22 protein-coding genes are annotated in these 24,837 nt (G+C 59.6%); 15 read left to right on the top strand and 7 right to left on the bottom strand.

Going from position 1 to position 24,837, the window contains the following annotated elements; translation table 11 throughout:
* Positions 1-175: 175 nt before the first annotated feature.
* Positions 176-1,231, bottom strand: a complete 1,056-nt coding sequence (locus tag QU606_RS24655) for a LacI family DNA-binding transcriptional regulator (protein ID WP_304997678.1) — start codon at positions 1,229-1,231, stop codon at positions 176-178.
* A 136-nt stretch (positions 1,232-1,367) separates the two neighbouring features.
* Between QU606_RS24655 and QU606_RS24650 the strand changes: the two genes are divergently transcribed.
* The 3 genes from QU606_RS24650 (at position 1,368) to QU606_RS24640 (ending at position 4,459) form a co-directional block, all read left to right on the top strand.
* Complete coding sequence (locus tag QU606_RS24650) at positions 1,368-2,291, top strand: TIM barrel protein (RefSeq protein WP_304997677.1); 924 nt, start codon at positions 1,368-1,370, stop codon at positions 2,289-2,291.
* A gap of 21 nt (positions 2,292-2,312) precedes the next feature.
* Positions 2,313-3,482: a Gfo/Idh/MocA family protein gene (locus tag QU606_RS24645; RefSeq protein ID WP_304997676.1), complete on the top strand. Its 1,170-nt coding sequence runs from the start codon at positions 2,313-2,315 to the stop codon at positions 3,480-3,482.
* Positions 3,483-3,556: 74 nt separating this feature from the next.
* On the top strand, positions 3,557-4,459 hold the full coding sequence (locus QU606_RS24640) for a sugar phosphate isomerase/epimerase family protein (protein WP_304997675.1): 903 nt from the start codon (positions 3,557-3,559) through the stop codon (positions 4,457-4,459).
* A 221-nt stretch (positions 4,460-4,680) separates the two neighbouring features.
* On the opposite strand, the gene QU606_RS24635 is transcribed toward QU606_RS24640, so the two are convergent.
* The 6 genes from QU606_RS24635 to QU606_RS24610 form a co-directional block, all read right to left on the bottom strand.
* The gene (locus QU606_RS24635; RefSeq protein WP_304997674.1) at positions 4,681-6,261 is read right to left on the bottom strand and encodes a FadD3 family acyl-CoA ligase; all 1,581 of its coding nucleotides are present in this window, start codon (positions 6,259-6,261) and stop codon (positions 4,681-4,683) included.
* Between the two features lie 69 nt (positions 6,262-6,330).
* Entirely contained in the window at positions 6,331-7,077 is a 747-nt protein-coding gene (locus QU606_RS24630) for an SDR family NAD(P)-dependent oxidoreductase (RefSeq protein WP_304997673.1), read from the bottom strand.
* A gap of 99 nt (positions 7,078-7,176) precedes the next feature.
* Positions 7,177-8,259, bottom strand: a complete 1,083-nt coding sequence (locus tag QU606_RS24625; protein WP_304997672.1) for a ferredoxin--NADP reductase — start codon at positions 8,257-8,259, stop codon at positions 7,177-7,179.
* Between the two features lie 13 nt (positions 8,260-8,272).
* Positions 8,273-9,028: a glucose 1-dehydrogenase gene (locus QU606_RS24620; RefSeq protein WP_304997671.1), complete on the bottom strand. Its 756-nt coding sequence runs from the start codon at positions 9,026-9,028 to the stop codon at positions 8,273-8,275.
* The gene (locus tag QU606_RS24615; RefSeq protein WP_304997670.1) at positions 9,016-10,695 is read right to left on the bottom strand and encodes an FAD-binding protein; all 1,680 of its coding nucleotides are present in this window, start codon (positions 10,693-10,695) and stop codon (positions 9,016-9,018) included. Before QU606_RS24615 ends, QU606_RS24620 begins: the two co-directional genes overlap by 13 nt.
* An 11-nt stretch (positions 10,696-10,706) precedes the next feature.
* Entirely contained in the window at positions 10,707-11,222 is a 516-nt protein-coding gene (locus QU606_RS24610; RefSeq protein ID WP_304997669.1) for a flavin reductase family protein, read from the bottom strand.
* Between the two features lie 282 nt (positions 11,223-11,504).
* Between QU606_RS24610 and QU606_RS24605 the strand changes: the two genes are divergently transcribed.
* From QU606_RS24605 to QU606_RS24550, 12 genes are all read left to right on the top strand, one after another.
* Positions 11,505-12,689, top strand: coding sequence for a flavin-dependent monooxygenase (locus QU606_RS24605; RefSeq protein WP_304997668.1), 1,185 nt, complete (start codon positions 11,505-11,507; stop codon positions 12,687-12,689).
* 121 nt (positions 12,690-12,810) lie between these two features.
* Positions 12,811-13,932, top strand: a complete 1,122-nt coding sequence (locus QU606_RS24600; protein WP_304997667.1) for an LLM class flavin-dependent oxidoreductase — start codon at positions 12,811-12,813, stop codon at positions 13,930-13,932.
* Positions 13,933-14,534: 602 nt separating this feature from the next.
* Positions 14,535-15,851, top strand: coding sequence for a group II intron reverse transcriptase/maturase (gene ltrA / locus QU606_RS24595; RefSeq protein WP_304997666.1), 1,317 nt, complete (start codon positions 14,535-14,537; stop codon positions 15,849-15,851).
* 220 nt (positions 15,852-16,071) lie between these two features.
* Positions 16,072-16,968, top strand: coding sequence for a VOC family protein (locus tag QU606_RS24590; protein WP_304997665.1), 897 nt, complete (start codon positions 16,072-16,074; stop codon positions 16,966-16,968).
* 11 nt (positions 16,969-16,979) lie between these two features.
* Complete coding sequence (locus tag QU606_RS24585) at positions 16,980-17,861, top strand: CoA transferase subunit A (protein ID WP_304997664.1); 882 nt, start codon at positions 16,980-16,982, stop codon at positions 17,859-17,861.
* 12 nt (positions 17,862-17,873) lie between these two features.
* Positions 17,874-18,668 carry a CoA-transferase subunit beta gene (locus QU606_RS24580; RefSeq protein ID WP_304997663.1) on the top strand — a complete coding sequence of 265 codons (795 nt, stop codon included), beginning with the start codon at positions 17,874-17,876 and terminating at the stop codon, positions 18,666-18,668.
* A gap of 24 nt (positions 18,669-18,692) precedes the next feature.
* Positions 18,693-19,565, top strand: coding sequence for an enoyl-CoA hydratase (locus QU606_RS24575; protein ID WP_304997662.1), 873 nt, complete (start codon positions 18,693-18,695; stop codon positions 19,563-19,565).
* A gap of 2 nt (positions 19,566-19,567) precedes the next feature.
* Positions 19,568-20,635 carry a nitronate monooxygenase family protein gene (locus QU606_RS24570; protein WP_304997661.1) on the top strand — a complete coding sequence of 356 codons (1,068 nt, stop codon included), beginning with the start codon at positions 19,568-19,570 and terminating at the stop codon, positions 20,633-20,635.
* An 11-nt stretch (positions 20,636-20,646) separates the two neighbouring features.
* Positions 20,647-21,402, top strand: coding sequence for an enoyl-CoA hydratase family protein (locus tag QU606_RS24565; RefSeq protein WP_304997660.1), 756 nt, complete (start codon positions 20,647-20,649; stop codon positions 21,400-21,402).
* 10 nt (positions 21,403-21,412) lie between these two features.
* Positions 21,413-22,579, top strand: a complete 1,167-nt coding sequence (locus tag QU606_RS24560; RefSeq protein ID WP_304997659.1) for an acyl-CoA dehydrogenase family protein — start codon at positions 21,413-21,415, stop codon at positions 22,577-22,579.
* A gap of 10 nt (positions 22,580-22,589) precedes the next feature.
* A complete protein-coding gene (locus QU606_RS24555) occupies positions 22,590-23,645 on the top strand; it encodes an acyl-CoA dehydrogenase family protein (RefSeq protein ID WP_304997658.1) in 1,056 nt (351 codons plus the stop codon).
* Positions 23,646-23,686: 41 nt separating this feature from the next.
* Positions 23,687-24,835, top strand: a complete 1,149-nt coding sequence (locus QU606_RS24550; protein ID WP_304997657.1) for an acetyl-CoA C-acetyltransferase — start codon at positions 23,687-23,689, stop codon at positions 24,833-24,835.
* Positions 24,836-24,837: the final 2 nt, after the last annotated feature.

Here is a 24,837-nt window from a genome sequence, read left to right as displayed (position 1 = left end):
CTTGTATCACTTATTCGTCAGTGTGGTTCGCAACCTATCTTCTAACGCATTTGTTCTAGACGCGGGCTGATTGCATGTTACTCGGTACCGAATCAGCGTTGATTAGGAAAACCATGTGTATCTTGAATCGATGTGACATTTCATGCTTATTCTGAGCTCTCACGTCAGCTAGGGGCTAGATGCTTTCGCAGACATCGATCTGTATAGGTAACAGCCCCTTAGGCGAATCAATTGATTTCGATGCGGTTGCCGACTCAACTAGAGCATGAATGGCCTTCTCGGCCACCTTGATAATCGGGTGCGATAACACCGTTTGGACCAGTCCTTCACTCAACGCCTGTCGCGTCAGCGGAGTCAAATCGTGGCAGACCACAACAGGCAACCTAGCCTGCTGCGCCTTGAGCTCAGATAAGGCTCGTAGCACCCCCGCGGTACCACCTCCTGCGACGTACAGGCCCGCCAGATCAGGTTCACCAGTCAGCAAGTCCAAGGTGTTGCCATAGGCGAATTCGTCATCCTCCAGAGTTAGCCGAGAGGCGAGCAACTCCCAGTTGCTGGAGTGCTCCGTCAGGTAGCTACGGAAACTGAGTTCGCAGAGTTCCTGACACTGAAAGCGCTGACTACTCACCATTACCGCCGCCGAGCCAGGCGCGTCTGCAAGCCGTGATACAAACCAACCAGCTGTACGTCCCATGCGGCGGTTGTCCACCCCCACGTAGCCGGCCCCTGCGGTCATAGAAAGCTCTGAGATCAGCGCCACGACAGGCACGCCGGCGTTGCAAAGCTGAGCAACAGCTTCGAGTACCATAGGATGATCCGCTGCGACTACACCCAGACCATCTACTTGCTCTCCCAAGGCCTGAATGCGCCTCGCCACGGTGGTCGGGTCGAGATCATCCAAATAACCGATCACTACACGGATACGTGCGCGTGTGTAGGTCGAAGCAGCATCAGCGAGCGCTTGTGCAAGGCCCTGATAGAATGCCACTCCGCTCTTCTGCAGCAGAAACCCCAACCGCACTGTCGGCATCTCGTTAAGCATCCGTTGTTCGATAACACTCTTAGCATGGAAGCCCAACCGAGCGGCAGCGGCGGCGATACGTTGGGCGGTATCGGCGCGCACGTCGGCACGTAAATTCAGAACCCGATCGACGGTTGACAGACTGACTTCAGCTTCACGGGCGATATCTGCCATGGTGGGGCGAAGTTTTCGGCGAGGTTGCTTTGACATGTATTGACATCTCTTTTTCACATTATGAAGGGTTTTGACATGTTTAGCGAACAGCCCATAGCTCCCTCTCAGACAATTCAATAGCATCGGGACCAGCGCAAAATGCGTTACGCATAACAACAATGCCGGAGTCCTCATGACCATCCACATCTCCACTGCGCCCTGCTGCTGGGGCGTCGACGATGTTAAAAATCCTTTTCTGCCTCCTTGGCGGCGCGTGCTCAGGGAGGCGGCTGAAGCAGGTTATCGCGGCATTGAATTGGGTCCCTACGGCTATCTACCGTTAGATCCTGACGTCGTTAGCAAAGCCTTGGACGAACACCACTTACACGTGGTGGCTGGGACCATCTTCGATGACCTGGTTAATCCAGCCAATCTCCCAGCGCTGCTACACCAGACTCACCACATATGTGCCCTGCTCAAGCAATTGCCCTCCGTTAAAAAAGAAACGAGGCAGCGTTTCTCCGGGCCATATCTGGTGATCATGGATTGGGGGCACGAAGAGCGCGACTACGCCGCCGGTCACTCGGACCGCGCGCCACGTCTGGACGACGCGACCTGGAATGAAATGCTGGAGCATATTCGGGCCATCGCCGAGATCGCCTGGAAGGAGTACGGGATACGTGCGGTGATCCACCCTCACGCTGGTGGCTACATCGAATTCGCTGACGAATTAGCGAGGCTGGTGGACGACATTCCCGACGAAATCGCGGGTTTGTGCTTGGACACCGGGCATCTTTATTACGCGGGCATGGACCCAGTCGCCTCGCTGAGGACCTACATACATCGTCTCGATTACATCCACTTCAAAGATATCGACCAGACCATCTTTGATCAGGTGATGAATGAGCGCATTAAGTTCTTCGACGCCTGCGCCCGGGGCGTGATGTGCCCCATCGGCCGGGGTGTGATCGATTACCCAGCGCTGCACAATCTCATCCGGGAGCTGGGTTATGAGGGCTACATCACAGTCGAACAGGAACGCGATCCGCGCAACGCCGGGAGCAGTCTGGACGACATCGCGGCCAGCCGTGCTTTTCTCGCCCGCATGGGTTTCTGATCCATAACAAGGACAACGATCATGATCAATGGCAGCAAACGTATCCCTCAACCGATCCGCTGGGCCATGGTGGGTGGGGGCAGTCAGAGCCAGATAGGCTACATCCATCGCTCAGCAGCGCTGCGCGACCGGAACTTTGAGTTGGTGGCCGGCGCCTTCGACATCGATCCTACCCGCGGTCGCGAATTTGGCGAGCAACTGGGCGTCGATCCCGAGCGCTGCTACGCGGACTACCTGAGCCTTTTTGAGCAGGAAGCCGAGCGTCAGGACGGCATTCAGGCTGTGTCGATTGCCACGCCCAACGGGACCCACTATTCGATTACTAAAGCGGCTCTTGAGGCGGGGTTACATGTGGTCTGTGAAAAGCCGCTCTGTTTTACCCTCGAACAGGCCGAGATGTTGCGCAAGCTCGCGCAAGCCCAAAACCGTATAGTCGGCGTGACCTATGGCTATGCAGGACATCAACTGATCGAACAAGCGCGCTCGATGATTGCCGATGGAAAGTTAGGCGAAATTCGTATGGTGCACATGCAGTTCGCGCACGGCTTCCATAGCGCACCAATCGAGGTGCAAAGCCAGGCGACGCAGTGGCGCGTCGATCCTCGTCAGGCGGGGCCGAGTTATGTCTTGGGTGATGTCGGTACTCACCCGCTATATCTGTCGAAAGTGATGCTGCCAGAGCTGAAAATCAAACGCCTCATGTGCAGTCGACAGAGTTTTGTCGCCAGCCGCTCGCCGCTGGAAGACAATGCTTACACTTTGATGGAGTACGAGGGCGGTGCCATGGGCACAGTTTGGTCCAGCGCTGTCAATGCAGGCTCCATGCATGGCCAGAAGATCCGGGTGATCGGCTCGCATGCCAGCTTGGAATGGTGGGACGAGCGCCCTAACCAATTGAGTTTCGAGGTACAGGGGCAACCCGCACAGGTCCTGGAGCGCGGCATGGGCTATCTGCACCCCAGTGCACTAATTGACGACCGTATCGGTAGTGGACATCCCGAAGGGCTTTTCGAAGCCTGGTCCAACCTCTATTACCGTTTTGCCTTAGCTATGGAAGCCAGTGACCGAGGTGACATTCGCGCTCTGTCGACCATGTCATACCCGGACATAAATGCAGGTATCGAAGGCGTGCGCTGGGTTGAGCGCTGCGTGGAATCTGCCGACAAGGATGCCGCGTGGGTTGACTACTGATCTTGTGGGCACGCACCACTATTGACTGAAGCCAATGCTTTGCAAGGCGTCTGTACACAAATAGGAGAATAACAATGAAAATCGCCCTTGATCCTTACATGCACCGTCACTTGAGTCTGCCAGAGCTGTGCCGCAAGACCGCTGAACTCGGCTATGAATACTTGGAACTGTCGCCACGGGATGACTTTCTACCATGGTGGGTACGCCCGCGCGCCCACAAAGAGCGCATCGCCGAATTTAAGAAAGCCCTGCGAGACCACAATTTGCAACTGGCCTCGCTGCTGCCAATGTACCGCTGGGCAAGCCCTCACGAAGACGAACGTCGTGCTGCCGTGAATTACTGGAAGGAAGCGATTCAGATTGCAGTGGAGATGGGCTGCACGACTATGAATTCCGAGTTCGGCCGGGGCCCTTCGCCTGAGCGTGGGCACAAAGTGAGTTGCTGCGGCGGTTTCCATACCCACGAATCCAGTGAGGCCGCCTGGTGGCGTTCTATGGAAGAACTGGTTCCGGTACTGGAGAAGGAGGGCGTAACGCTGAACGTTGAGCCTCATCCTGAAGATTGGTGCGAAACTCTTCACCCAGCGTTGGATATGCTTAAAACCGTTAGTTCTGACAATGTTAAGTTCCTGTACTGTACGCCGCATACCTTCTATTTCGGCGATGACATGGAGAAGATGATCGCCGATGCCGGCTCGATGATTGCCCACGTACACATTGCCGACACCTACAACCACAAGGCGTCATCGGGCTTGCGCTATATCGTCAACCCACCTGGAGCCAAGGTGACCGTGCATCAGCATATGGACATGCACCAAGGCGAAATCGACTGGGACCTGTTCTTCAGCTCCCTGGCCAAAACTGGTTTTGACGGCATCGTTACCGCATGCGTATTCGGTTGGGAAGAGCGGGCGGATGACTCCGGGAGGTTTATGCGTAAGGAAATCCAGTCCTACGTCGACAAGTATTTCAGGTGAGCAACCAGCCCAACACAAACGCTGAAAAACACGTTTTACATGCATGGGACGTGGCAATAAGTGGCGACAATCGCCACTTATTGCGAACTTAGATCAGGATACTTGACCGTCTTTTCGAACCGGTAAAACGATGCGTGGAAATGCATTCTGTGGCGCTCCGAAGCACATACGCAGTGGTCACCGGGCGTCCAACCTTTCGTTCAGGGTGGGAACGAATCTGATCAGTCAGCATCAATCCCGGCCCACTCCCGCAAAACATTCTTAGTCACTTTGCCCGCCGCATTCAGCGGCATGCTATCAAGCACCCGTATCCGGCGCGGGACTTTGTAGTTGGCCATGTGTTCGCGGCACCAGGCGAGAAACCGGGTCTGGTCGATCTCAATGCCTGCCGTTGGTAGTAAGAAGGCCATGGCCACTTCGCCTAGACGTTCGTCGGGGATGCCGATGACGGCGGCTTGGGCTACTCCGGGGTAGGTCAGCAAACAGTGTTCGATTTCCGCCGGGTACACATTAAACCCCCCAGTGATAAACATGTCCTTGAGGCGGTCCGTGATGCGCAAGTAACCGTTTTCGTCGAGCACCCCGATGTCCCCGGTGTGCAGCCAGCCGTCAGCGTCGAGGATTTGCTGGCTGGCCTGCGGATCATTGAAATAGCCCTGCATCAGGTTGTATCCGCGCACCTGCACCTCGCCGGGGATGTTGGCTGGTTGGCTGTGTCCCGCGCTGCCGACACAACGGATTTCCACACCGGGCATGGCTCGTCCGCTGGTACTGGCCACCAATTCCTGTGAATCACCAGGGCGGCAGATTGTCGCAAAACCGCAGACTTCGGTGAGACCGTAGGCAGTCACGATGGTTGCAAACCCGAGTTCGTCGCGCATTCGCCGGATCATCTCTATCGGAATCGCTGCTGCGCCAGTCACAGCAACTCGCAATGACGTTAGGTTAAATTCACTGCGTTGGGGGTGGGCGAGGAGGGACTGATAGAGGGTCGGCGGTCCGGGCAGTATGGTGATGCGTTGGCGTTCGACGCATTCGAGTACCGCCTGCACATCGAACACCTGTTGCGGCACGATGGTGCAACCGCGCATCAGTGCCGCCAGCCAACCGGCCTTGTAGCCGAATGAATGGAAGAACGGATTGACGATCAGGTACCGATCGCCCTCACGCAAGCCGACCACTTCACTCCAGTCGCGCACCACCCGAAGGTTTTGTCCGTGGCGGGTCATCACGCCTTTGGGTTTGCCGGTGGTGCCCGACGTGAACAGTAAGTCGGACAGCGCTTGTGGGCCAACGCTGCGTTCGCGGGTTTGCAACGCCAACTGTTGCACATCGGCCGCCAGCGCGAGAAACACATCCCAGCCCATGGTGCCTGGCCCGTCGCCGCGTAACGTGATGATCTGGCGCAGCGCCGGCAATTCTTCCGACGCCAGCATGCGTGGATAATCGGTGCCGAGAAACTCACCGACGACAAACAGTACACACGCGCCGCTTTCTCGCAGGATATAACCTGCCTCGCTGCCTTTCATGCGGGTATTGAGTGGCACCAGCGCGGCACCGACACTCTGTAGTGCACCAGCTGCGACGATCCACTCCCACATATTGGGTGCCCAGATCGCCACCCGATCCCCGACCTGAACGTCCAGAGCCAGCAATGCGCGGGCGGCTTGTCGGCGTAGTTGATTGAGTTCGCGATAGCTGATTGAACGGTCCGTGTCCTCAATGGCCGGGCGGTCGCCGTAGGTTTGGGCCGCATTGGCGAACAGTTGGGGGATGGTCAGTGCGTTTGCGACAGGCGGCATGGGGCCTCCTCGGTTAGAGGACAAGTGCGAAAGGAGAAAGGGTCGGGCAGGGCGCCGGCCGGGTGCAGTTCAGGCGGAGGGTGGGGCGAAGCGGCGGCCGGCGGAGAATCCGCCGTCTACGGCGATCATTTGGCCGCTGATAAAGGATGCTTCGTCCGAGGCTAGGAACAGCGCGACGTTGGCCACTTCTTCTGGTTGGCCTGAGCGGTTGAGCATGTGCTGCGATGCGAAGAAGGCGTGGAAAGCTTCCTGTTCGCGGACAATGCTGGTCATCGGCGTTTCGATCAGGCCGGGGCACAATCCGTTGACGCGAATATTCGCGTAGCCGTAGTCGATGGCCATCGAACGCGTCAGCTGATTGATGCCACCCTTGGAGACGTTATATGCCACATTGCCGTCGCAGCCTTGCAAACCGAAGATTGAGCCGATGTTGATAATCGAACCACAGCGCTGGGACACCATCGATTCCAGCGCGTATTTGCTGGTGAGCATGCTGCCCGTCAGGTTGATGTCAATCACCCGTTGCCAGTTGGCGGTGGTGGTCTGGGTTACGTTGCCCTGGTCGGCGACACCGGCGGCATTGACCAGCACGTCGATGCCCCCGAAATGGCTAACTACTTCTTGCATGACTTGCTGAACCTGTGCTTCATCGCGCACGTCGAGGCTCATGAACAGGCCGGGGAAATCCGCCGGTGCAGTGCCGATGTCCAGTCCCACGACTTGCGCGCCTTCAGCGGCGAAGCGGCGCACACAGGCCAGACCGATCCCCGACGCGCCGCCGGTGACCACCGCGACCTTGTTTTGCAAACGAGCCATAACTGCACCTCTTTTATTGTTGTGGGCTAATGCTGTGGCCGAGTTTAACCGCAGCCCCGGCCAAGGTGATCGTCCGTTGAGACTATGGCTGACGGACGTTCAATCCGGGAATTTCAACCGTACCCGGGCGCCGGTTGGACGGCTCTGGCAGGCCAGCGTCCAGCCTTCGGCCAATTCTTTGGGGCTGAGCACATCGTTGCGTGCCAGCTGGATCTCACCTTCCTGGACGACGCACATGCAGGCCCCGCAAAAACCCTCTTCGCAAGAAGAGGGCACGTCCAGGCCTGCCGCTTTGCAACTTTGCAGCAGGGTGTCGCCGGGGAGGCAGGCAATTTCGTGTTGCTGACCATCGAGCTCGACAATCAACGCCTCGCACAGTGATCCGAGGGCCGCGACCCGAGCCAGGGCTTCTTCCGCGAGTAGTACGTCGGGATCCGGAGGCGAGACAAAGCGTTCGACATGGATGCGTTCGGCGGCTTCGCCCAGTCCCAGCAGCGTGCGCTCCACGGTATCCATGAACGGCCCCGGTCCGCAGATGAAGTAGTCACCACCATCCGAACCGCGCAGCAGATGACGCACCTGGGCGTCGGTCAGGAAACCCTGAACCGAGTCGAGGACGTGCACCACGTGCAGTTGATCAGGATGCGCCTTGATCAACTGACACAGCTCATCCTTGAAAATCACAGAGGCTTCATCACGGTTGGCGTAGATCAACTTGATCGGCCGCTGGCTGCTGCGCAGCACTGATTTCAGGATCGAAAACACCGGGGTAATGCCCGATCCTCCACCGAACAGCACCAGCGGTCTATCGACCGATTGCTCCTCGTTCAGGCAGAAATGCCCCGCCGGCGGCAACACCTCCAGCCAGTCACCGACCTGTACCTCGTTCATCCAGTTCGACACGCGGCCGCCCGCGACCCGTTTGACCGTGACCTTGGGCAGCGCATCCGACAGCGGCGAGCTGGCCATGGAGTAACAGCGGGTCAACAGCTTGCCGGCGCAGGGCACGCGAAAACTCAGGAACTGGCCCGGTTTGTAACGAAAGCGCTCACGCAGATGCGGAGGTATATCCAGCACCAGCGAGCGCGCGTCGTCGGTCTCGTCGATCACCTTGCACACTTGCAATGAGTAGCTTGCCGTCGTCTGTTCGGCCGGTGTCAGGTTCTGCTGTTGCGTGCCCATGTTCACCTCGGCCTCAGAGCCCGCTGATCAATTGGGCGTTGTCGACGCGAATCTCGGCACCGTTGACGAAACGTGACTCGTCCGTGGCGAGGAACAGCACCACATTGGCAATGTCCCGGGGCGCGCACATGCGATTCATCGGGTCTTGGTCGAGGGCTTCCTGAGGGATCGGCTGGCCGCCGGTCAAGGCCTGGGTCATCGGCGTGTTGACGCCATCCGGGTGCACGCTGTTGCAGCGAATGCGGTAGCCCTGTTGTTTGCAGTGCAAGGCGATGGAGCGGGTCATGGCGGCCACCGCGCCTTTGGACGCCGAGTAGGCACAGAACATCGGCATCGCGCCTAGGGCTGCGACCGACGACATGTTGATGATCGAGCCGCCGCCGGTTTCTTTCATCGCCTGGATGGCGTATTTACAGCCCAGGAAGTAGCCGTCGCCATTGATTTTCTGCACTTTCTGCCACATTTCGAGACTGGTATCTTCGATGCTGCCCAGGGCCAGGATCGCGGCGTTGTTGACTAGCACGTCCAAACGGCCGAAGTGTTCCAGGGTAGTGCTGATCACATGTTGCCAGTCGCTTTCGCTGGCAATGTCATGGCGAATGAACAGCGCATTGCTGCCGATTTCTGCGGCGACCTGGCGTCCGGCTTCTTCGTTGAGATCGGTCAGCACGACTTTGGCACCTCCACGGGCCAGCAGCAGGGCGTCTTCGCGACCGATGCCGCTGGCGGCGCCGGTGATGATGCAGACTTTGCCTTCTACACGTTGCATTGTTGTTCTCCTGAGCGTGTGGTTTGCAGTGCGACTTGATCGGCCAGATGGGCAGCGGCTCGGCGACCTGAATAGATGCAATCGGCCAGCGACAGGCCGGAGACATAAAGGTTGGAAGCGACCCCGACTGCATTGCGGCCGGCGCTGTAAAGACCCCGGATTGGCTGACCTGCGTGGTCCAGCACCTGACCGCTGTGCTCGCAGACTTTCAGCCCGCCAAGGGTGATGACCGGGCAGGGAAACAGCCGGCTGGCGAATGACAGATCGAGGGCGTACCATGGCCCATGGTCCATGTCGGCGAGCATGGCTTGCGACTTGCCGAAGGTATCAACGACTTCACCCCGCGCGGCGCGGCTATAGGTTTCCACACTCTGTCGCAGGGCCTCGACGGGCAATCCGCAACGCTTGGCCAGCCTTGTCAAACTGTTGCTGCGCCGGGCGTTGAACAACAAGTTGAGCAGCACCGGCAGGCGCTGGAATTGCCAGACTTTGCCCGGACCGACTTGGCGCAATGCCTCGTGCACCAACGCCCGGTTGAGAATCAGAATCGCGCGACCGTCCTGCTCTTCGACCATCGCGTGGCCGAGGGTCGCACCGTAGATTTCTTCGTTGGTGTAACGCTGACCCCGAGCATTGACGATCAATCCTCGGGCCCAGGCCAGTGGTGGATTGATAAAACGCCAGGCGCTGACCTTGTCCATCCGCGTCACGCTGCCACCGGCGCTCTGGCCCAAGGCGATTCCGCTGCCGTTACAGCCGGTGGTCCCCAGCGGCAAACCGGCCAGATACTGCGGGGCATGCTGGCGGACCCACCCGCGATTGAAGATAAACCCGCCGCTGCTCAGCAATACACCCTGTTCAGCGCGAATCAGCTGGCGTTCGGCACTGGTTTGTTCGATGCGTCGCAAGCGAGCGCGCAAACGGTCGGCCAATGCCGGGGCGTACAGGTGGATGGCGCTGACCCAGCGCGAAAGCCGGGTATGTTGACGGGCTGCGCGACTACCGGGCGGCAGCTGCCAGGCTTCGACCCCCAGCACGTGATCGCTGGTGTCGAGCACCAGCCGCCGCACTTCGCACTGGCTACGCAGGCGCGCACCATGACGCAAGGCGCTGGCCTTGAGCGGGGCAAACAGACTGGCGCCGGACATGCCGGGGCCTTTGGTGCGGTGACCGCGAGGTGCCGGTTTGGCAATGGCGGCATAGGCCGGTACGGCTTCGTTGCCGGAGTAATAAAGGTAGTACTGATCGCTCGGGTACGAAGTCTTATGCGGCGGCACGCTGGATTCGAATGCGACACCCTGACGCTCAAGCCACGCCAGTTGTTCACAACTGCCTTCGCAGAAGTCCCGCAAAGTTTGGCTGCTGACAGCCTCGCCGACTTCGCGACGCAGGTAGTTGAACATCGCTTCGCTGCTGTCGTCATAGCCGGCCTGGCGTTGATACGGCGTGCCGCCACCGGCATACACCACTCCGCCACTGAGCGCGGTGGCGCCGCCACCTGCAAAGCGGTCCAGCGCCAGCACCGCCAATCCGCGACTGGCCGCTTCGATGGCGGCACAGGCGCCGGCGCCACCAAAACCGACCACCAGCAAGTCGCAGCGATCATCCCATTGCAGCTGGTCGGCGCTGCTCACTCGCAACGCCGTCAACCCGTTCAGGCTGTCCATTTTTTCAGGCCTCAGCCGGCGACAGCGAAGGAGGGGACAGGTTTGGCGGTGGTGGTGTAGGTGCCGTCGAGGTAGACCAGCGGGGTGATCGCTTCGCTGGTATGGATTTGCAGGATGCGCCCGATAAAGACGGTGTGGGTGCCGTAGCTGAAGTGGCCGTCCTGGCGGCAGAGAATCGTTGACTGAGCGTCATCCAGATACGGAATACCACCGGCACTGGTTAGCCAGTTACCGCGGTCAAAACGCGCCTCGCCTTTGATCGCACCGCTGCACAGGTGCGCCAGGTCCTGTTGTTCGACGCCGAGAATGTTCACGCAGAAGTCCGCACCGGTCGCTAGAGCCGCATGCGGCGAGGCGGTCTTGTTGACGCAAATCAGCAGCGACGGCGGTTCAGTGCTGAGAGAATCGACCGCAGTGGCGGCCATGGCGAACCGCTCGGAACCGTTGCTGGTGCTGATTATGGTGACTGACTTGGCCAGTCGGCGCATGGCCTGGAGCATGTCGGCTTTCAGATTGACGTCGTTCATCGCACGAGCCCTTTCGTTGTGCATGGAGTGCGATGAATTCTTGCGCCGACGTCCACGGTCAACATCGTCCGAGGGGACTAGTAGAAGACGTCGCAGGCTGTGCTTTTGATGCTTGCTGTTTGATCTTCGTTGTTTTCTGGATACGTATGGTCCGTTTGAGGGATGTCCGTTGTTCCGTGTGTTGCTTGAATGCCTCGAAGGAGGCGAGCACCTACTGGTGCTGCAGCCGCCCCGCTGCACGCGCGCCCCGGCGGACGGGGTGAACAGAGGAGAACAACAAAAATGCTCAACCAAGACCTGATTCGCCAGCGTCTGAGCCTACGTGCCCGCGAGCTGGTGCCGATTCTGCGCGAACGCGCCCCGCAGGCCGCGCAACTGGGCCAGTTGCCTGAGGAAACTCTGCGCGATTTCCACGCTGCCGGATTCTTTCGCATCCTTCAGCCGTCTCGTTGGGACGGCTATGAGCTTGAGCCCAAGGATTTTTTCGAGGTGCAGATGACCCTCGCCGAGGGCTGCATGTCCTCGGCCTGGGTGCTAGGTGTGGTAGCAATCCATAACTGGCAACTGGCGCTGTTCGATGACCGTGCGGCACAGGATGTCTGGGGCTCCGACTCCAGCGTGCTCATTTCTTCTTCCTATATGCCGGTGGGCAAGGTCGAACGGGTTGAAGGCGGCTTCAAGCTGAGCGGGCGCTGGGGGTTTTCTTCTGGCAGCAAGCATTGCGACTGGGTATTCCTTGGTGCGTTGGTGCCGCCTGTGGAGGCGGGCGGAGCCCCGGATTACCGGACCTTCCTGCTGCCGCGTAGCGACTACCAGATACTCGATAACTGGAATGTCATGGGCCTGGAGGCCACCGGCTCCCACGACATACTGGTAGAGAACGCCTTTGTGCCGGAGTACCGCACCCATCGGGCCTTTGACGGTTTCATGCAGGACAGCCCGGGTAATGCGGTGAACACCGCGCCGCTGTTCCGCCTACCATTCGGGCAGATATTTGTAAGGGCGGTATCGTCTTCGGCCATCGGCGCACTACAAGGTGCGGTGGACCAGTTTATCGAGCACAACCGCGCGAGGGTTGGGGTCAACGATGGTCGCAAGATGGTCCAGGACCCGGCGGCGCAGTCGGCACTGGCCAACGCCATGGTCTGTGTCGACGAGTGCAAGACCGTGCTACTACGCAACTTTGCGCTGATGTTGCAGCGGGCGCAGGGCGTAGAGTCGCTGAGCATGCAAGAGCGAGTGAAGATGCGTTACGACTCTGCGCTAGTGACTGACAAATGCGCCAAAGCGGTCTCTGAGCTGATGTTCAACAGCGGCGCCTCAACGATATTTCGTGGTCATCCCATCAACCGAACCTTCCGCGACATTCATACCGGTCGCGCGCACGTTGCCAATAACCCGGCCAAGTATGCTTGGAACCTGGGTGGTGTGAGCATGGGCTCGGACAGCAACGACTTTTTCCTCTGACCTTTCTTCTGAATCGGCTAGTCCGTTTGCGTGATTCAAGCGCTGCGTTGATGTTCGAGCATGAGGACAAGGCGTAGGTCTCAAGCGCCGACTGCGCATCCAATAAACACAAGGATTAACCATGAAATTTTCACTGATTTACGAAGCTCAGACGGTGGACTCCAGTCGTGAAGGCGACCGCCGGATTTTCGATGACACTGTCGAACAAGCGGTGCTGGCCGATAAGCTTGGGTTCGATACATTCTGGTGCGTGGAGCATACGGCGCTGAGTAACTATTCGCACATGTCCGCGCCGGAAACCATGCTGGCTTTCGTTGCCGGTAAAACCGAGCGTATTGGCATCGGTCACGGTGTGATCTGTCTGCCGCCAGCAATGAACCATCCGGTAAAAGTGGCGGAGCGCATTGCAACCCTCGACCTGTTGTCCAAGGGACGTGTGCACTTTGGCGTCGGTAAGGGCGGTACCCAACAGGAGGCCGGTACTTTCGGCTACGACCTGGCGACCTTGCAACCGCAGATCGATGAGATGATGTATCTAATCCCGAAGATGTTTGTGCAGGACGAAATCGAGCATCACGGCGATTTCGTGCAAATCCCGAAACGGCCGATCCATCCCAAGCCTTACCAAGACCCACATCCACCCATGTACTTGGCTTGCACCAACACCGAGTCGCTGAAAAACGCTGGTGGTCGTGGCATGGGCGCACTAGTGCTGGGCTTCGGTGGCCCGGAAGAAATCGCCAAGAAGGTCGAGGTCTACCACGAGGCCTGGGATAACCGAGATGAGAAAAAACAAGTGGGGTTCCGTCCCAACCGGCATATCGCGGCCCTTTGCCCGGCCATTGTGCTCGAAGACAACGAGGAGGCGCGCCGGATCGGTATTCGTGGCCAGCGTTATTTCCTGGAGTCGCTGGGCTATTGGTACGGTGGTGGCGAGCGTCCAGATCCGGAGAAGTGGAAGGATGACACCTTCGTCGATGGCAATGGCCAGAGCGTGATCAAGTCGCGCTTCGCCTCGGAAGAAGTCAGCGTCGATTTCTCCGACCCGACCATGTCCATGATGAACCCCAATCACGCCTACGGCACGGTCGACGATTGCATCGGTTACGTGCAGCGATTGATCGATGCTGGCGCCGACGAGATTCTGTTCATCTGTCAGATGGGCACTGTGCCGCAGTGGGCACAATTGGAGACTTTGCGCAACATTGGTGAAAAAGTGATTCCGCATTTTCGTAGGACTTGAGACCCGCCACTTAAGCAATTGAACACCGCAGTGCCCCTGTGGGAGCGGGTTCGCTCGCGAAGGCGCCAACACATTCGACATTGATGTTGACTGACTCAGCGCCTTCGCGAGTAAGCCCGCCCCCACAGATTTTTTTGTTTCAGCCAAGCGGGCCTTTGGGGCCCGCCTTTTTGTGCGCCCAGCATGGGCGCAATCTTGTGGGTGCAAGTCCCACCGTAAGTTGACCACAGCAAACGAAGTGAAGCGCAACTGCATGAGGGTGACCGAGTGTGGGGAGGAAGCGTGGAGCGAAGCCGCGAGCTGATGTACAAAAATCGAATATGAGGCGAAGTCGGCCAGGGCGAGCGGGCGAATAACCGCGAAGCTCTAGTGGTCAAAAGGCCGACGACGTAGATTCGGCAGTTGTGCGGTGAAGGATTGCGTTCTTACCTGGGGAGATCTCGCCTAGCGCTTGAAAGGGCGACGGCGCAAGCCGGAGCGAGAAGTCAGCAGAGGCCGTAGTAGTCTTTTTTTTTTAGACGAAGGGCCGAACGAGAGAGAGCGTTGTAGGCCACCTTGATGCGACACGACCGGAAGTCAGATGCCTGCCAAACGCGGGGCGGATGCGGAGAAAGAGCGGTGAAGCCGTGAGTCTCCCTGTCAGCGACGAGGCATGTTGCCTGCAAGGTGATACCGAAAGCGCAGGGCAAGGGTTGCTGCGATGCGCCTTTGCGAGAGAAAACCTGCAACAAGCGTGGAAGCGAGTCAAAGCCAACAAAGGTGCAGCGGGTGTCGACGGTCTGGACATTGATCAGACAGCTCAACATTTGCTGACAGAGTGGGCTGGGATTCGCCAACAATTGTTGTCAGGGGCGTATCGGCCCAGCCCGGTACGCCGAGTGGTCATCCCCAAACCCGACGGCGGCGAACGCGAGTTGGGTATCCCGACGGTCACCGACCGTCTTATCCAGCAAGCACTACTGCAAGTTTTGCAGCCTCTACTTGATCCTACCTTCAGTGAACACAGCTACGGTTTCCGTCCGGGTCGTAATGCTCATGGCGCGATTCTCGCGGCACAGCACTATGTATCCTCGGGCCGGAAAATCGTGGTGGATGTGGATCTTGAAAAGTTCTTTGATCGAGTCGACCACGACATTCTGATTGATCGTTTAAGCAAACGGATTGCAGAGCAGCCGGTTATCCGGCTGGTCCGGGCTTATCTGGACGCCGGAACGATGAAGGATGGCGCGGTTGAAAAGCGCCGTTGCGGGGCGCCGCAAGGCGGCCCGCTATCGCCCTTATTGGCGAACGTCCTGCTGGACGAAGTGGATTGTGAGCTTGAACGCCGAGGGCATTGCTTCGTGCGCTATGCCGACGATGCGAACGTTTATGTTCGCAGCCAAAAGGCAGGCGAGCGAGTAATGGCATTACTCCGGCGCCTATATGAAAAGCTGCACTTGAGCGTCAACGAGAGCAAAAGTGCAGTGGCGAGTGCGTTTGGCCGCAAGTTTCTGGGCTACGAGTTCTGGTCCAGAAGAGGCGAAGTCAGGCGCGCGGTTTCATACAAAGCACAGAAGCAGTTCAAGCAGCGAATCCGCCAGCTTACCCGGCGGAACTGCGGTCGCAGTATGCAGCGGGTTGTCGATGACCTTCGCCGGTATCTGCTGGGTTGGAAAGCGTACTTCAGTCTGTCGCAAACTCCGAAAATCCTGCGTTTGCTGGAGGAATGGATACGGCACCGACTAAGGGCTATTCAACTGAAGCAATGGAAACGCGGAACGACGGCTTTCACAAAGCTGCAGGCGCTGGGCGCCAATAGGGATGATGCGCAAAGAGCAGTGGGAAACACTCGCCGCTGGTGGCGTACTAGCTGTCTTGGGTTGAATCGGGTGCTGAATCTGGCTTGGTTTGATCGCCTGGGATTGCCGCGTCTCTCCTGACCTCAATCTCTCGAACCGCCCGGTGCGGACCCGCATGCCGGGTGGTGTGGCAGGGGAACGGCAAGGCCGTCCCCTATGCCGATTTGCCCAACCCATCCTTTCCGCTAGTCCCATTGGACGATGTTGGTTCTCCCCGAAACCGCTTGAATAGCCCCACATAAAGTCACCCTCGGCCAACGGCGAAGGGCGGCTCGGCCTGACAAAAACGAGGAGTGCTTCCATGGATATTCGTGGTCTGGGTTACGTCACCCTGTTATCCAGCGACCTGGCGCAATGGCGCCAGTACGCAAGCCAGGTGCTGGGCATGATGGTCGCCGGCAACGATAACGATGAATGCCTGTACCTGAAAATGGACGAGCGCCACTACCGCATCCTGGTGCAGAAAAGCGCCGACAACGGCTTCGGTACCTGCGGCTGGGAAGTGACGGGCAAAGCCGCTCTCGAACAGGCAGTCCTCGATCTACAACAGGCCTACGTGCAAGTCACTCGCGGCACCTTGGCCGAAGCCGAGCTGCGTAAAGTCCAGGAACTGGTGCACTTCAGCGACCCGGATGGCAATCGCCACGAACTGTTCTGGGGGCCTTTGCAAGACTTCGCACGCTTCGTCTCGCCAGTTGGGGTCAAGGGTTTTGTCACCAACGAGTTGGGCATGGGCCACGTGGTACTGCCAGCGCCGAGCTTCGAGCGTTGCCGGGATTTTTACGAGCAAGTACTCGGTTTCGGTTTGTCCGACCTGATGAAAGTCCGCTTCACCCCGGACCCGGCCGAGCCGCAAAAACGCATTCACTTCCTGCACTGCAATAACGGTCGACATCATTCACTGGCGATTTTCGAGTGCCCGATGCCGCACGGCTGCGTGCACATGATGGTCGAGGTCAACGCGCTGGACGAAGTCGGTCGAGCACTGGACCGGGTACATGCCAACGACGTGAAGTTGTCCGCCACCCTCGGTCAGCACACAAACGATCAGATGATCTCGTTCTACATCAAGACGCCGTCCGGGTTTGACTTGGAATACGGCTGCGATGGCCTGGTGGTGGATTGGGATCGCCACACACCTTTTGAAAGCACCGTGGTCAGCCACTGGGGCCACGACTTCAGTGTCGGTCGCCAATGAGGACGATGACGATGGACAAGCGAATGACCACGGCCGAGATGGTCGGCCAACTGCGTGACGGCATGACTATCGGCATCGGTGGCTGGGGGCCGCGGCGCAAACCCATGGCGTTGGTGCGGGAGATTCTGCGCTCCGACCTCAAGGACCTCACAGTGGTCGCCTACGGCGGCGCTGATGTCGGCATGCTCTGCGCGGCCGGCAAGATCAAGCAGCTGGTGTTCGCCTTTGTTTCCCTGGATTTCATTCCACTGGAACCGTACTTCCGCAAGGCACGCCAAGAGGCGGCGCTGGAGGTGATGGAAATCGACGAAGGCATGCTCCTGCTCGGTCTGCGGGCCGCAGCGATGAATGTGCCGTTTATTCCTACGGCGGTAGGCCTGGGCACCGATGTGCTGCGGCACAACCCACAGATCAAATTGATTACCTCGCCCTATGCCGATGGCAAGGACTGGGTCGCGATGCCGGCGCTCAAACTCGATGCGGCGCTGATCCACGTCGACCGTGCCGATGCGCGAGGTGTGTGCCAGATCAGCGGCCCCGATCACTACATGGACGACCTGTTCGTACGTGCCGCAACCCGCAGCTACGTGACCTGCGATGAACTGGTGGACAGCGAGTATTTCCATGCCGATGCCGGGCACGCGCATCAAGTGTTCTGGGAACGCAACCTGACCACCGCGGTGGCCCACGTGCCGGGCGGCGCGCATCCGTCTTCCTGCGCGCCGCTGTACGGTTTCGACGTGGCGCACTTCAAGGATTACAACGCTTCGGCCCAGGCCGTCGATGGCTGGCAGGCCTATGTCCAGGATTACGTCGATTGCACCCACGAACAGTACCTGGACAAGGTCGGCGGTTTGGCTGCCATCCGCCAGCTTCCTCTGCCGGTTTTCTAAGCGAGCCTCGATATGACCACTTCTGCAACGACTTACAGCCTCGCCGAATTGATGATCTGCGCCGCCTCCGAAGCCTGGCGCGACGATGGCGAGGTTCTGGCCAGCGGCATCGGCGTGATCCCGCGCCTGGCCGCCTCGCTGAGTATGCTCAGCAGTAATCAGCTGCTATTGATGACTGATTCTGAAGCCTACATGGTCGCCGAACCGGTGCCGCTCGGCGCGCGCAACGGCTACCAGCCCAAGCGCGACAGCTGGATGGGTTTTTCGCGGATTTTCGATAACGTCTGGGGCGGCAAGCGCCATGCGCTGGTCGGCCCGACCCAGATCGACCGTTTCGGCCAGGCGAACATTTCGTGCATTGGTGATTACGCCAAACCCAAGGCGCAAATGCTCGGTGTGCGCGGTTTTCCTGGCAACTCGATCAGCCACGCCAACTCGTTTTGCGTGCCCAGCCACAACCGTCGAGTGTTCGTCGAAGGCGAGGTAGATATGGTCGCCTCGGTCGGCTACAACCCGGCCCGTCTGGCGCGCGGCTGGTCGCTGGACGAAATCGATATCCGCCTGATCATCACCGATCTTTGCGTGCTGGATTTCCTGGGCCCGCACCGGCGAATGCGCATTCGCTCGCTGCACCCCGGCGTGACGGTGGCCGAAGTTCAGGACAACACCGGATTTGCCCTGCATGTGCCGCAAGACTGCCCGATCACGGCTGCCCCGACCGTCGAGCAATTGCAGCTGATCCAGCGCCTGGACCCGCACAGCCTGCGTGCCAGCCAGCTCAAAGACAACCCGCCAGGCCAACGCTGAGCGCCCCCGTTTCGGAGAAAAGTGATGGCTGAGCATAACGACAAGAAAGAGGCCGACGTGGTGCTTTACGAGGTGCGCGGCGCGGTGGCCCTGGTCACCATGAATCGCCCCGAGTACCACAACGCGCAGAACTCGCAGATGACCTACGCGCTGGACGCGGCGTTTCGCCGGGCCTGCGATGACGATGAGGTGAAAGTCATCGTGCTGCGTGGTGCCGGCAAGCATTTCTCCGCCGGGCATGACATCGGCACGCCGGGGCGCGACGTCGATCAGACCTTCGACCGTGCCAGCCTGTGGTACGACCACACCAACAAACCGGGCGGCGAGTTTCTCTACGCCCGAGAGCAGGAAGTCTATCTGGGCATGTGCCGCCGTTGGCGCGAAATGCCCAAGCCGACCATCGCCATGGTCCATGGGGCGTGCATCGCGGGCGGGCTGATGCTGGCCTGGGTGTGCGACCTGATCGTCGCCAGTGAGGATTCTTACTTCGCGGATCCGGTGGTGCGAATGGGCATTCCCGGGGTCGAGTATTTCGCCCATGTGCATGAACTTAACCCGCGTATCGCCAAGGAATTTCTGTTCCTCGGCGAGCGTATGCCGGCGGCACGCGCCTACCAGATGGGCATGCTCAACCGGGTAGTGGCCCGCGATGAGCTGGAACAGCAAACCCTCGACATAGCCGGACGCATTGCGCAGATGCCGCGCCTCGGTCTGCAATTGAGCAAGCAGGCAGTCAACAACGCCGAAGACCTGATGGGCAAGCGTGCGACCATGGACATGGTATTCGGCCTGCACCACTTCGCCCATGCGCACAATGAGCTGGTGTCGGGTGATCGACTCGGCGGATATGACGCCAAGGCTATGGCCAGTTCGCAACGCACCTCGGGCGGGGCGTGAGCATGGCGATCTCTTTGAATACCCGTCTGACCGAATTACTCGGTTGCCGCTACCCGATCATCCAGACCGCGATGGGCTGGGTCGCCGACCCGAAACTGGTGGCGGCCACGGGCAATGCCGGTGGCTTCGGTTTTCTCGCCGGGGCGACCATCGAGCCTCAGCGGATGGAGGCAGCGATCCTCGAAACCCGGCGTCTGACCGATCAGCCTTTCGGGGTCAATTTTCATATGTACCAGGCCAACGCCGCAGAGATCGTCGAGCTGGTGCTGCGCCACAACGTCAGGGCGGTCAGCTACAGCCGCTCGCCCGGCAAGCAAATGATCAGTCGTCTGAAGGACGCCGGTGTGGTGTGCATCCCCACGGTCGGTGCCCTGAAGCACGCGCAAAAAGCCGTGGAAATGGGTGCCGATGCGGTCACCGTACAAGGCGGCGAGGGCGGTGGGCATACTGGCTCGGTGCCGACTTCGTTACTGCTCGATCAAGTCGTCAACGCGGTCTCGGTGCCCGTGGTGGCCGCCGGTGGTTTCAAGGATGGTAAAGGTCTGGTCTCGGCCCTGGCCTACGGTGCCGAAGGCATTGCCATGGGCACGCGCTTTCTGATGTGCGCCGACAGTCCGGTACCGCAGGCAACCCTGTCGCGTTACCTCGCGGTCAAGGACCCGGCGGCGATCATCATCAGTCGCGCCATCGACGGTATGCCGCAACGGATGATTCGCAACGAATTGCTCAACCAGCTTGAAGCGAGTGGTGCTCTCAAACGCTTGTTGTTGGCATTCCAGAGTGGTCTGGCGTACCGCCGCCACAGTGGCATGAGCCTGACGCAACTGCTCGGCAGTGTTTTGAAAATGCGCGGCAGCGGTGAGCTGACGGCCGCTCAAAGCATCATGGCCGCCAACGCGCCGATGGTGATTCAGAAAGCCATGGTCGATGGATTACCCGCCGAAGGTGTACTGCCCGCCGGCCAGATCGCCGCGTCTATCGACAGCTTGCCCAGCTGCGCCCAATTGATAGAGCAGATCGTCCGTGACGCCGAAGCGAGTCTGGACGTGCTGTGCCGCCGTGTGTCGTGAAGGGGAAAGGCATGAAACCATTTAGCGTCAGTATCGATAACGGCATTGCCGAACTGGTGTTCAACCAGCCACCGGTCAACGCCTTCAGTTGCCAGGGATGGGCCGATATCGCCAGCGAGATCGAAGGCCTCGGTCGCGACAGTAGCGTGCGGGTGATCGTTATTCGCGCCGAAGGGCGTGGCTTCTGCGCCGGGGTCGACATTAAGGAACTGGCCGCCGACGGCAACCTCATCGTGGCGGTGAACAAAGGCAACTACGACAGCTTCAAGGCGATCCACCGCAACCCGAAACCGGTGATCGTTGCCGTACACGGCTTCGTCCTCGGCGGCGGCATCGGAATCTGCGGCGCGGCCGACATTCTGGTGGCCTCCGAGTGCGCGAGCTTCGGCGTTCCCGAGGTAGATCGGGGTGCCATGGGCGGCGGCGCGCATTTGCAGCGGTTGTTCCCGGTACAGAAGGTCCGCCATATGTACTTCACCGGCGAGATGATCGATGCCGCCGAGGCCTGGCGCCTGGGTGCGGTAGAGCGTGTGGTCAAGCGCGAGGACTTGCGTGAGGCCGCGCTGCAGATCGCCCGCACCATCGCCGCTAAGAGCCCGGCCATGATCAGCCTCGCCAAAGAAGCGCTGAGCGGTATCGAAGACGGCAATCTAGAAGACAAATATCGCTGGGAGCAGGGCTTCACGCTTGAGGCCTATCGCTCACTGGACTCACAAGAAGCACGCGACTCGTTCGTCGAGAAGCGCGATGCCCACTTCAACGGCTGAAGGCACTCTCATGGACCTGACATACACCCCGGCCCAGCAGGCCTTTCGCGCCGAGGCGCGGACCTGGCTGGCGGCCAATGTACCCCGCGAACCGCTGCAATCGTTCGACACCGAGCAAGGCTTTGCCGAGCACCGCGCCTGGGAAGCCCGGCTCAACGACGGACGTTGGGGCATGGTGACCTGGCCGACTAAACTCGGCGGGCGCGGTTGCGATCTGATCGAGTGGCTTATTTTCGAAGAGGAATACTATCGGTCAGGCGCCCCGGCACGGGTCAACCAGAACGGCATCTTCCTGCTCGGCCCGACCTTGATGGAATATGGCAGCGAGGCGCAGAAAGCCCGCTTTCTGCCGCGCATGGCCACGGGTGAAGACATTTGGGCCCAGGCTTGGTCCGAGCCTGGCGCCGGTTCAGACATGGCGGCGATCCGCTCCAAGGCCGAACGGGTCGGCGACCACTACGTGATTAACGGCCAGAAAACTTGGTCAACCCGCGCCGTGTGGGCCGATTGGGTCTTCGGTATTTTTCGCACCGACCCGCACTCTCAACGTCATCAAGGTTTGACCTTTATCCTGTTGCCACTCGACAGTCCTGGGATAACCGTACGGCCGATTCCACAACTCAATGGTTTGCCAGGGTTTGCCGAAATCTTCTTTGACGACGTCAAGGTGCCGGTGGGAAACGCCTTGGGGGGCGAGGGCATGGGCTGGCATGTGGCGATGTCCACCGCCGGTTTCGAACGCGGCTTGCTGCTGCGCTCGCCCGCGCGTTTTCAAGAAACCGCCCGGCGCCTGGTGCTGTTGTACCAGGCCAACCGGGAGCAGGCCGACCGCGATCCGGCGATTGGCGAGGCCGTGATGCGTGCTTGGCTGGACGCGGAGGCCTACACCTTGAGCACCTACATTACCGCCTCGCAACTGGTGCAGGGCGGCAAAATCGGGCCGGAATCCTCGACCAATAAAATCTTCTGGTCAGAGCTCGATCAGCGCATGCACGACACCGCCATGAGTATTCTCGGCTTGCGTGGCGAGCTGCTGCCCGATGCGTCAGCTGCCGGTGACGTCGGCCATTGGCTGGAAGGTTTCTTGTTTGCCCAGGCCGGGCCGATCTATGCCGGCACCAACGAGATCCAGCGCAACATCATTGCCGAACGCATGCTCGGCATGCCGCGTGCCTGAGGAATAGACCATGGACTTTAGTTTCAGCCGCGACCAGTTGCTGTTCCAGGACAACGTCAGAAGTTTTCTGATCAACGAGGTCACCCCGGAGCGCATTCGCGAACTGTGGCTCAGCGACAGCGGGCGCAGCGATCAGCTCTGGGCGCAATTGGTGGAGTTGGGCCTGACCGCGCTGACCGTTCCCGAAGAGCAAGACGGGATGGGCATGAATGAGCTGGACTTCATTCTGCTCGCTCAGGAATGTGGTTATGCCGGTCTGCCTGAGCCGCTAGTGGACACGATGCTGATTGGCGTGCCGTTGCTCGCCGCCCTTGATGAGCGCCACGTGGCACTCAAACAACATTGGCTGGGGCGGGTCGCAGAAGGCCGCGCGCGACTGGCGATTGCCGAACCGGGTAATCCGCTGGTCAGCGATGCTCATGTCGCCGATTTGCTGTTGCTGGCTCATGGCGATGAGGTGCATGCGGTCGAACCTAGCGCGGTGGGCCTGACCCGCAATGTGTCAGTCGATCCCAGTCGTCAGCTATTTCAGATCGACTGGACGCCAACACCCTCCACCTGCGTGGCCGCTGGCGAACAGGGCCGGCGCTTGTGGGCCGCTGCGTTTAATCGTGGCGCGCTGGGCTGTGCCGCGCAAATGCTGGGGCTGGCCAAACGCATGGTCGACCTCGCGGTGGATTACACCTTTGAACGCAAACAGTTCGGCAAACCGGTGGGTTCGTTCCAGGCGGTCAAGCATCTGATGGCCAATGTCGCGGTGCAGATCGAATTCGCCAAAGGGCCGCTGTATCGCGCCGCCTATGCACTGGCCGAGCAGCAACCGGGGCAGGAAGTGCTGGTGTCCCATGCCAAGTTAGCAACTTCGGAAGCAGCCATGCTCGCCGCGAAAAACACCATTCAGGCTCACGGCGCCATGGGTTACACCTGGGAAGTCGACCTGCACTTGTTCATGAAGCGCGCCTGGGCGCTGGACAAGGTCTGGGGTGATCGTGGTCATCACAAAGGGCGGATCCGCGCGGCTTTGTTCGACGGCAATCCAGCACTGGGTGCTGGCAAAACTTTCTGACGGCGACTGTGCCTGACGTAAACATTTACCCGAGGTACACCATGCCTGAAGCCTATATTGTCGACGCCCTGCGTACACCCACCGGGCGACGCAAGGGTGGTTTGAGCCAGATTCACGCAGCCGATCTGGGCGCCCACGTCTTGCGTACGCTGGTCGAGCGCAACGACATCCCCGATGACGATTACGACGACGTGATCTTCGGCTGTGTCGACACCATCGGTCCGCTGGCCGGGGACATTGCCCGCACCAGTTGGCTGGCCGCCGGCCTGTCCCAGGCGGTACCCGGCACCACCATCGATCGCCAGTGCGGTTCGTCCCAGCAAGCTGTGCACTTTGCCGCCCAAGCGGTGATGAGCGGCACCCAGGATGTGGTCGTCGCCGGCGGCGTGCAAACCATGACCCAGATTCCTATTTCCTCAGCCATGATCGCTGCCGAACCGCTGGGCTTCAGTGATCCGTTCAGCGGCTCCGAAGGTTGGGTCCGGCGCTATGGCGCACAACCGCCGACTCAGTTCCGTTCGGCGCAGATGATTGCCGAGAAGTGGGGGCTGTCCCGCGAACAACTGGAAGCCTATTCACTGGAGTCCCATCAGCGGGCATTGCGGGCCATCGAGCAGGGGCGGTTTAACCGGGAAATTGTGCCACTGGCCGGAGTCGTGCACGACGAAACGCCGCGCCTGACCAGCCTGGCGAAAATGGCCGAACTGGACGTTCTGTTTGGCTGCGACCGAGTGACCGCAGCAGTGTCTAGCCAGACCTGCGATGCGGCCAGCGCGATGCTGATTGTTTCTGAAGCGGCACTCAAGCGCTACGGGCTGACACCGCGCGCGCGTATCCACCACCTCAGCGTGCGCGCCGAAGACCCGATCTGGATGCTAACCGCACCCATTCCTGCCACCGCTTATGCACTCAAGCGAGCCGGGATGAAGATGGAAGACATCGACCGGGTGGAGATCAACGAAGCCTTCGCGTCGGTGGTCATGGCCTGGCTCAAGGAGACGGGTTATCCCCACGAACAGACCAACGTCAACGGCGGGGCGATTGCCCTCGGCCATCCGCTGGGTGCCACCGGCACCCGGTTGATGTGCAGCCTGCTGCATGAACTGGAACGCTGCGGGGGACGCTTCGGTTTGCAAACCATGTGCGAAGGCGGTGGTCAGGCCAACGTGACGATTATCGAACGCTTGTAAGC

The sequence above is a fragment of the Pseudomonas sp. OVF7 genome, from assembly GCF_030644265.1.
Lineage (GTDB): Bacteria > Pseudomonadota > Gammaproteobacteria > Pseudomonadales > Pseudomonadaceae > Aquipseudomonas > Aquipseudomonas gorinensis.
This window is presented reverse-complemented; position numbering and strand designations above follow the sequence as displayed.

Coding starts and splice junctions, on each gene's coding strand:
- QU606_RS24655 (WP_304997678.1), bottom strand. CDS start 1,231: ATGTCAAAGCAACCTCGCCGAAAACTTCGCCCCACCATGGCAGATATC.
- QU606_RS24650 (WP_304997677.1), top strand. CDS start 1,368: ATGACCATCCACATCTCCACTGCGCCCTGCTGCTGGGGCGTCGACGAT.
- QU606_RS24645 (WP_304997676.1), top strand. CDS start 2,313: ATGATCAATGGCAGCAAACGTATCCCTCAACCGATCCGCTGGGCCATG.
- QU606_RS24640 (WP_304997675.1), top strand. CDS start 3,557: ATGAAAATCGCCCTTGATCCTTACATGCACCGTCACTTGAGTCTGCCA.
- QU606_RS24635 (WP_304997674.1), bottom strand. CDS start 6,261: ATGCCGCCTGTCGCAAACGCACTGACCATCCCCCAACTGTTCGCCAAT.
- QU606_RS24630 (WP_304997673.1), bottom strand. CDS start 7,077: ATGGCTCGTTTGCAAAACAAGGTCGCGGTGGTCACCGGCGGCGCGTCG.
- QU606_RS24625 (WP_304997672.1), bottom strand. CDS start 8,259: ATGGGCACGCAACAGCAGAACCTGACACCGGCCGAACAGACGACGGCA.
- QU606_RS24620 (WP_304997671.1), bottom strand. CDS start 9,028: ATGCAACGTGTAGAAGGCAAAGTCTGCATCATCACCGGCGCCGCCAGC.
- QU606_RS24615 (WP_304997670.1), bottom strand. CDS start 10,695: ATGGACAGCCTGAACGGGTTGACGGCGTTGCGAGTGAGCAGCGCCGAC.
- QU606_RS24610 (WP_304997669.1), bottom strand. CDS start 11,222: ATGAACGACGTCAATCTGAAAGCCGACATGCTCCAGGCCATGCGCCGA.
- QU606_RS24605 (WP_304997668.1), top strand. CDS start 11,505: ATGCTCAACCAAGACCTGATTCGCCAGCGTCTGAGCCTACGTGCCCGC.
- QU606_RS24600 (WP_304997667.1), top strand. CDS start 12,811: ATGAAATTTTCACTGATTTACGAAGCTCAGACGGTGGACTCCAGTCGT.
- ltrA (WP_304997666.1), top strand. CDS start 14,535: ATGCGGAGAAAGAGCGGTGAAGCCGTGAGTCTCCCTGTCAGCGACGAG.
- QU606_RS24590 (WP_304997665.1), top strand. CDS start 16,072: ATGGATATTCGTGGTCTGGGTTACGTCACCCTGTTATCCAGCGACCTG.
- QU606_RS24585 (WP_304997664.1), top strand. CDS start 16,980: ATGGACAAGCGAATGACCACGGCCGAGATGGTCGGCCAACTGCGTGAC.
- QU606_RS24580 (WP_304997663.1), top strand. CDS start 17,874: ATGACCACTTCTGCAACGACTTACAGCCTCGCCGAATTGATGATCTGC.
- QU606_RS24575 (WP_304997662.1), top strand. CDS start 18,693: ATGGCTGAGCATAACGACAAGAAAGAGGCCGACGTGGTGCTTTACGAG.
- QU606_RS24570 (WP_304997661.1), top strand. CDS start 19,568: ATGGCGATCTCTTTGAATACCCGTCTGACCGAATTACTCGGTTGCCGC.
- QU606_RS24565 (WP_304997660.1), top strand. CDS start 20,647: ATGAAACCATTTAGCGTCAGTATCGATAACGGCATTGCCGAACTGGTG.
- QU606_RS24560 (WP_304997659.1), top strand. CDS start 21,413: ATGGACCTGACATACACCCCGGCCCAGCAGGCCTTTCGCGCCGAGGCG.
- QU606_RS24555 (WP_304997658.1), top strand. CDS start 22,590: ATGGACTTTAGTTTCAGCCGCGACCAGTTGCTGTTCCAGGACAACGTC.
- QU606_RS24550 (WP_304997657.1), top strand. CDS start 23,687: ATGCCTGAAGCCTATATTGTCGACGCCCTGCGTACACCCACCGGGCGA.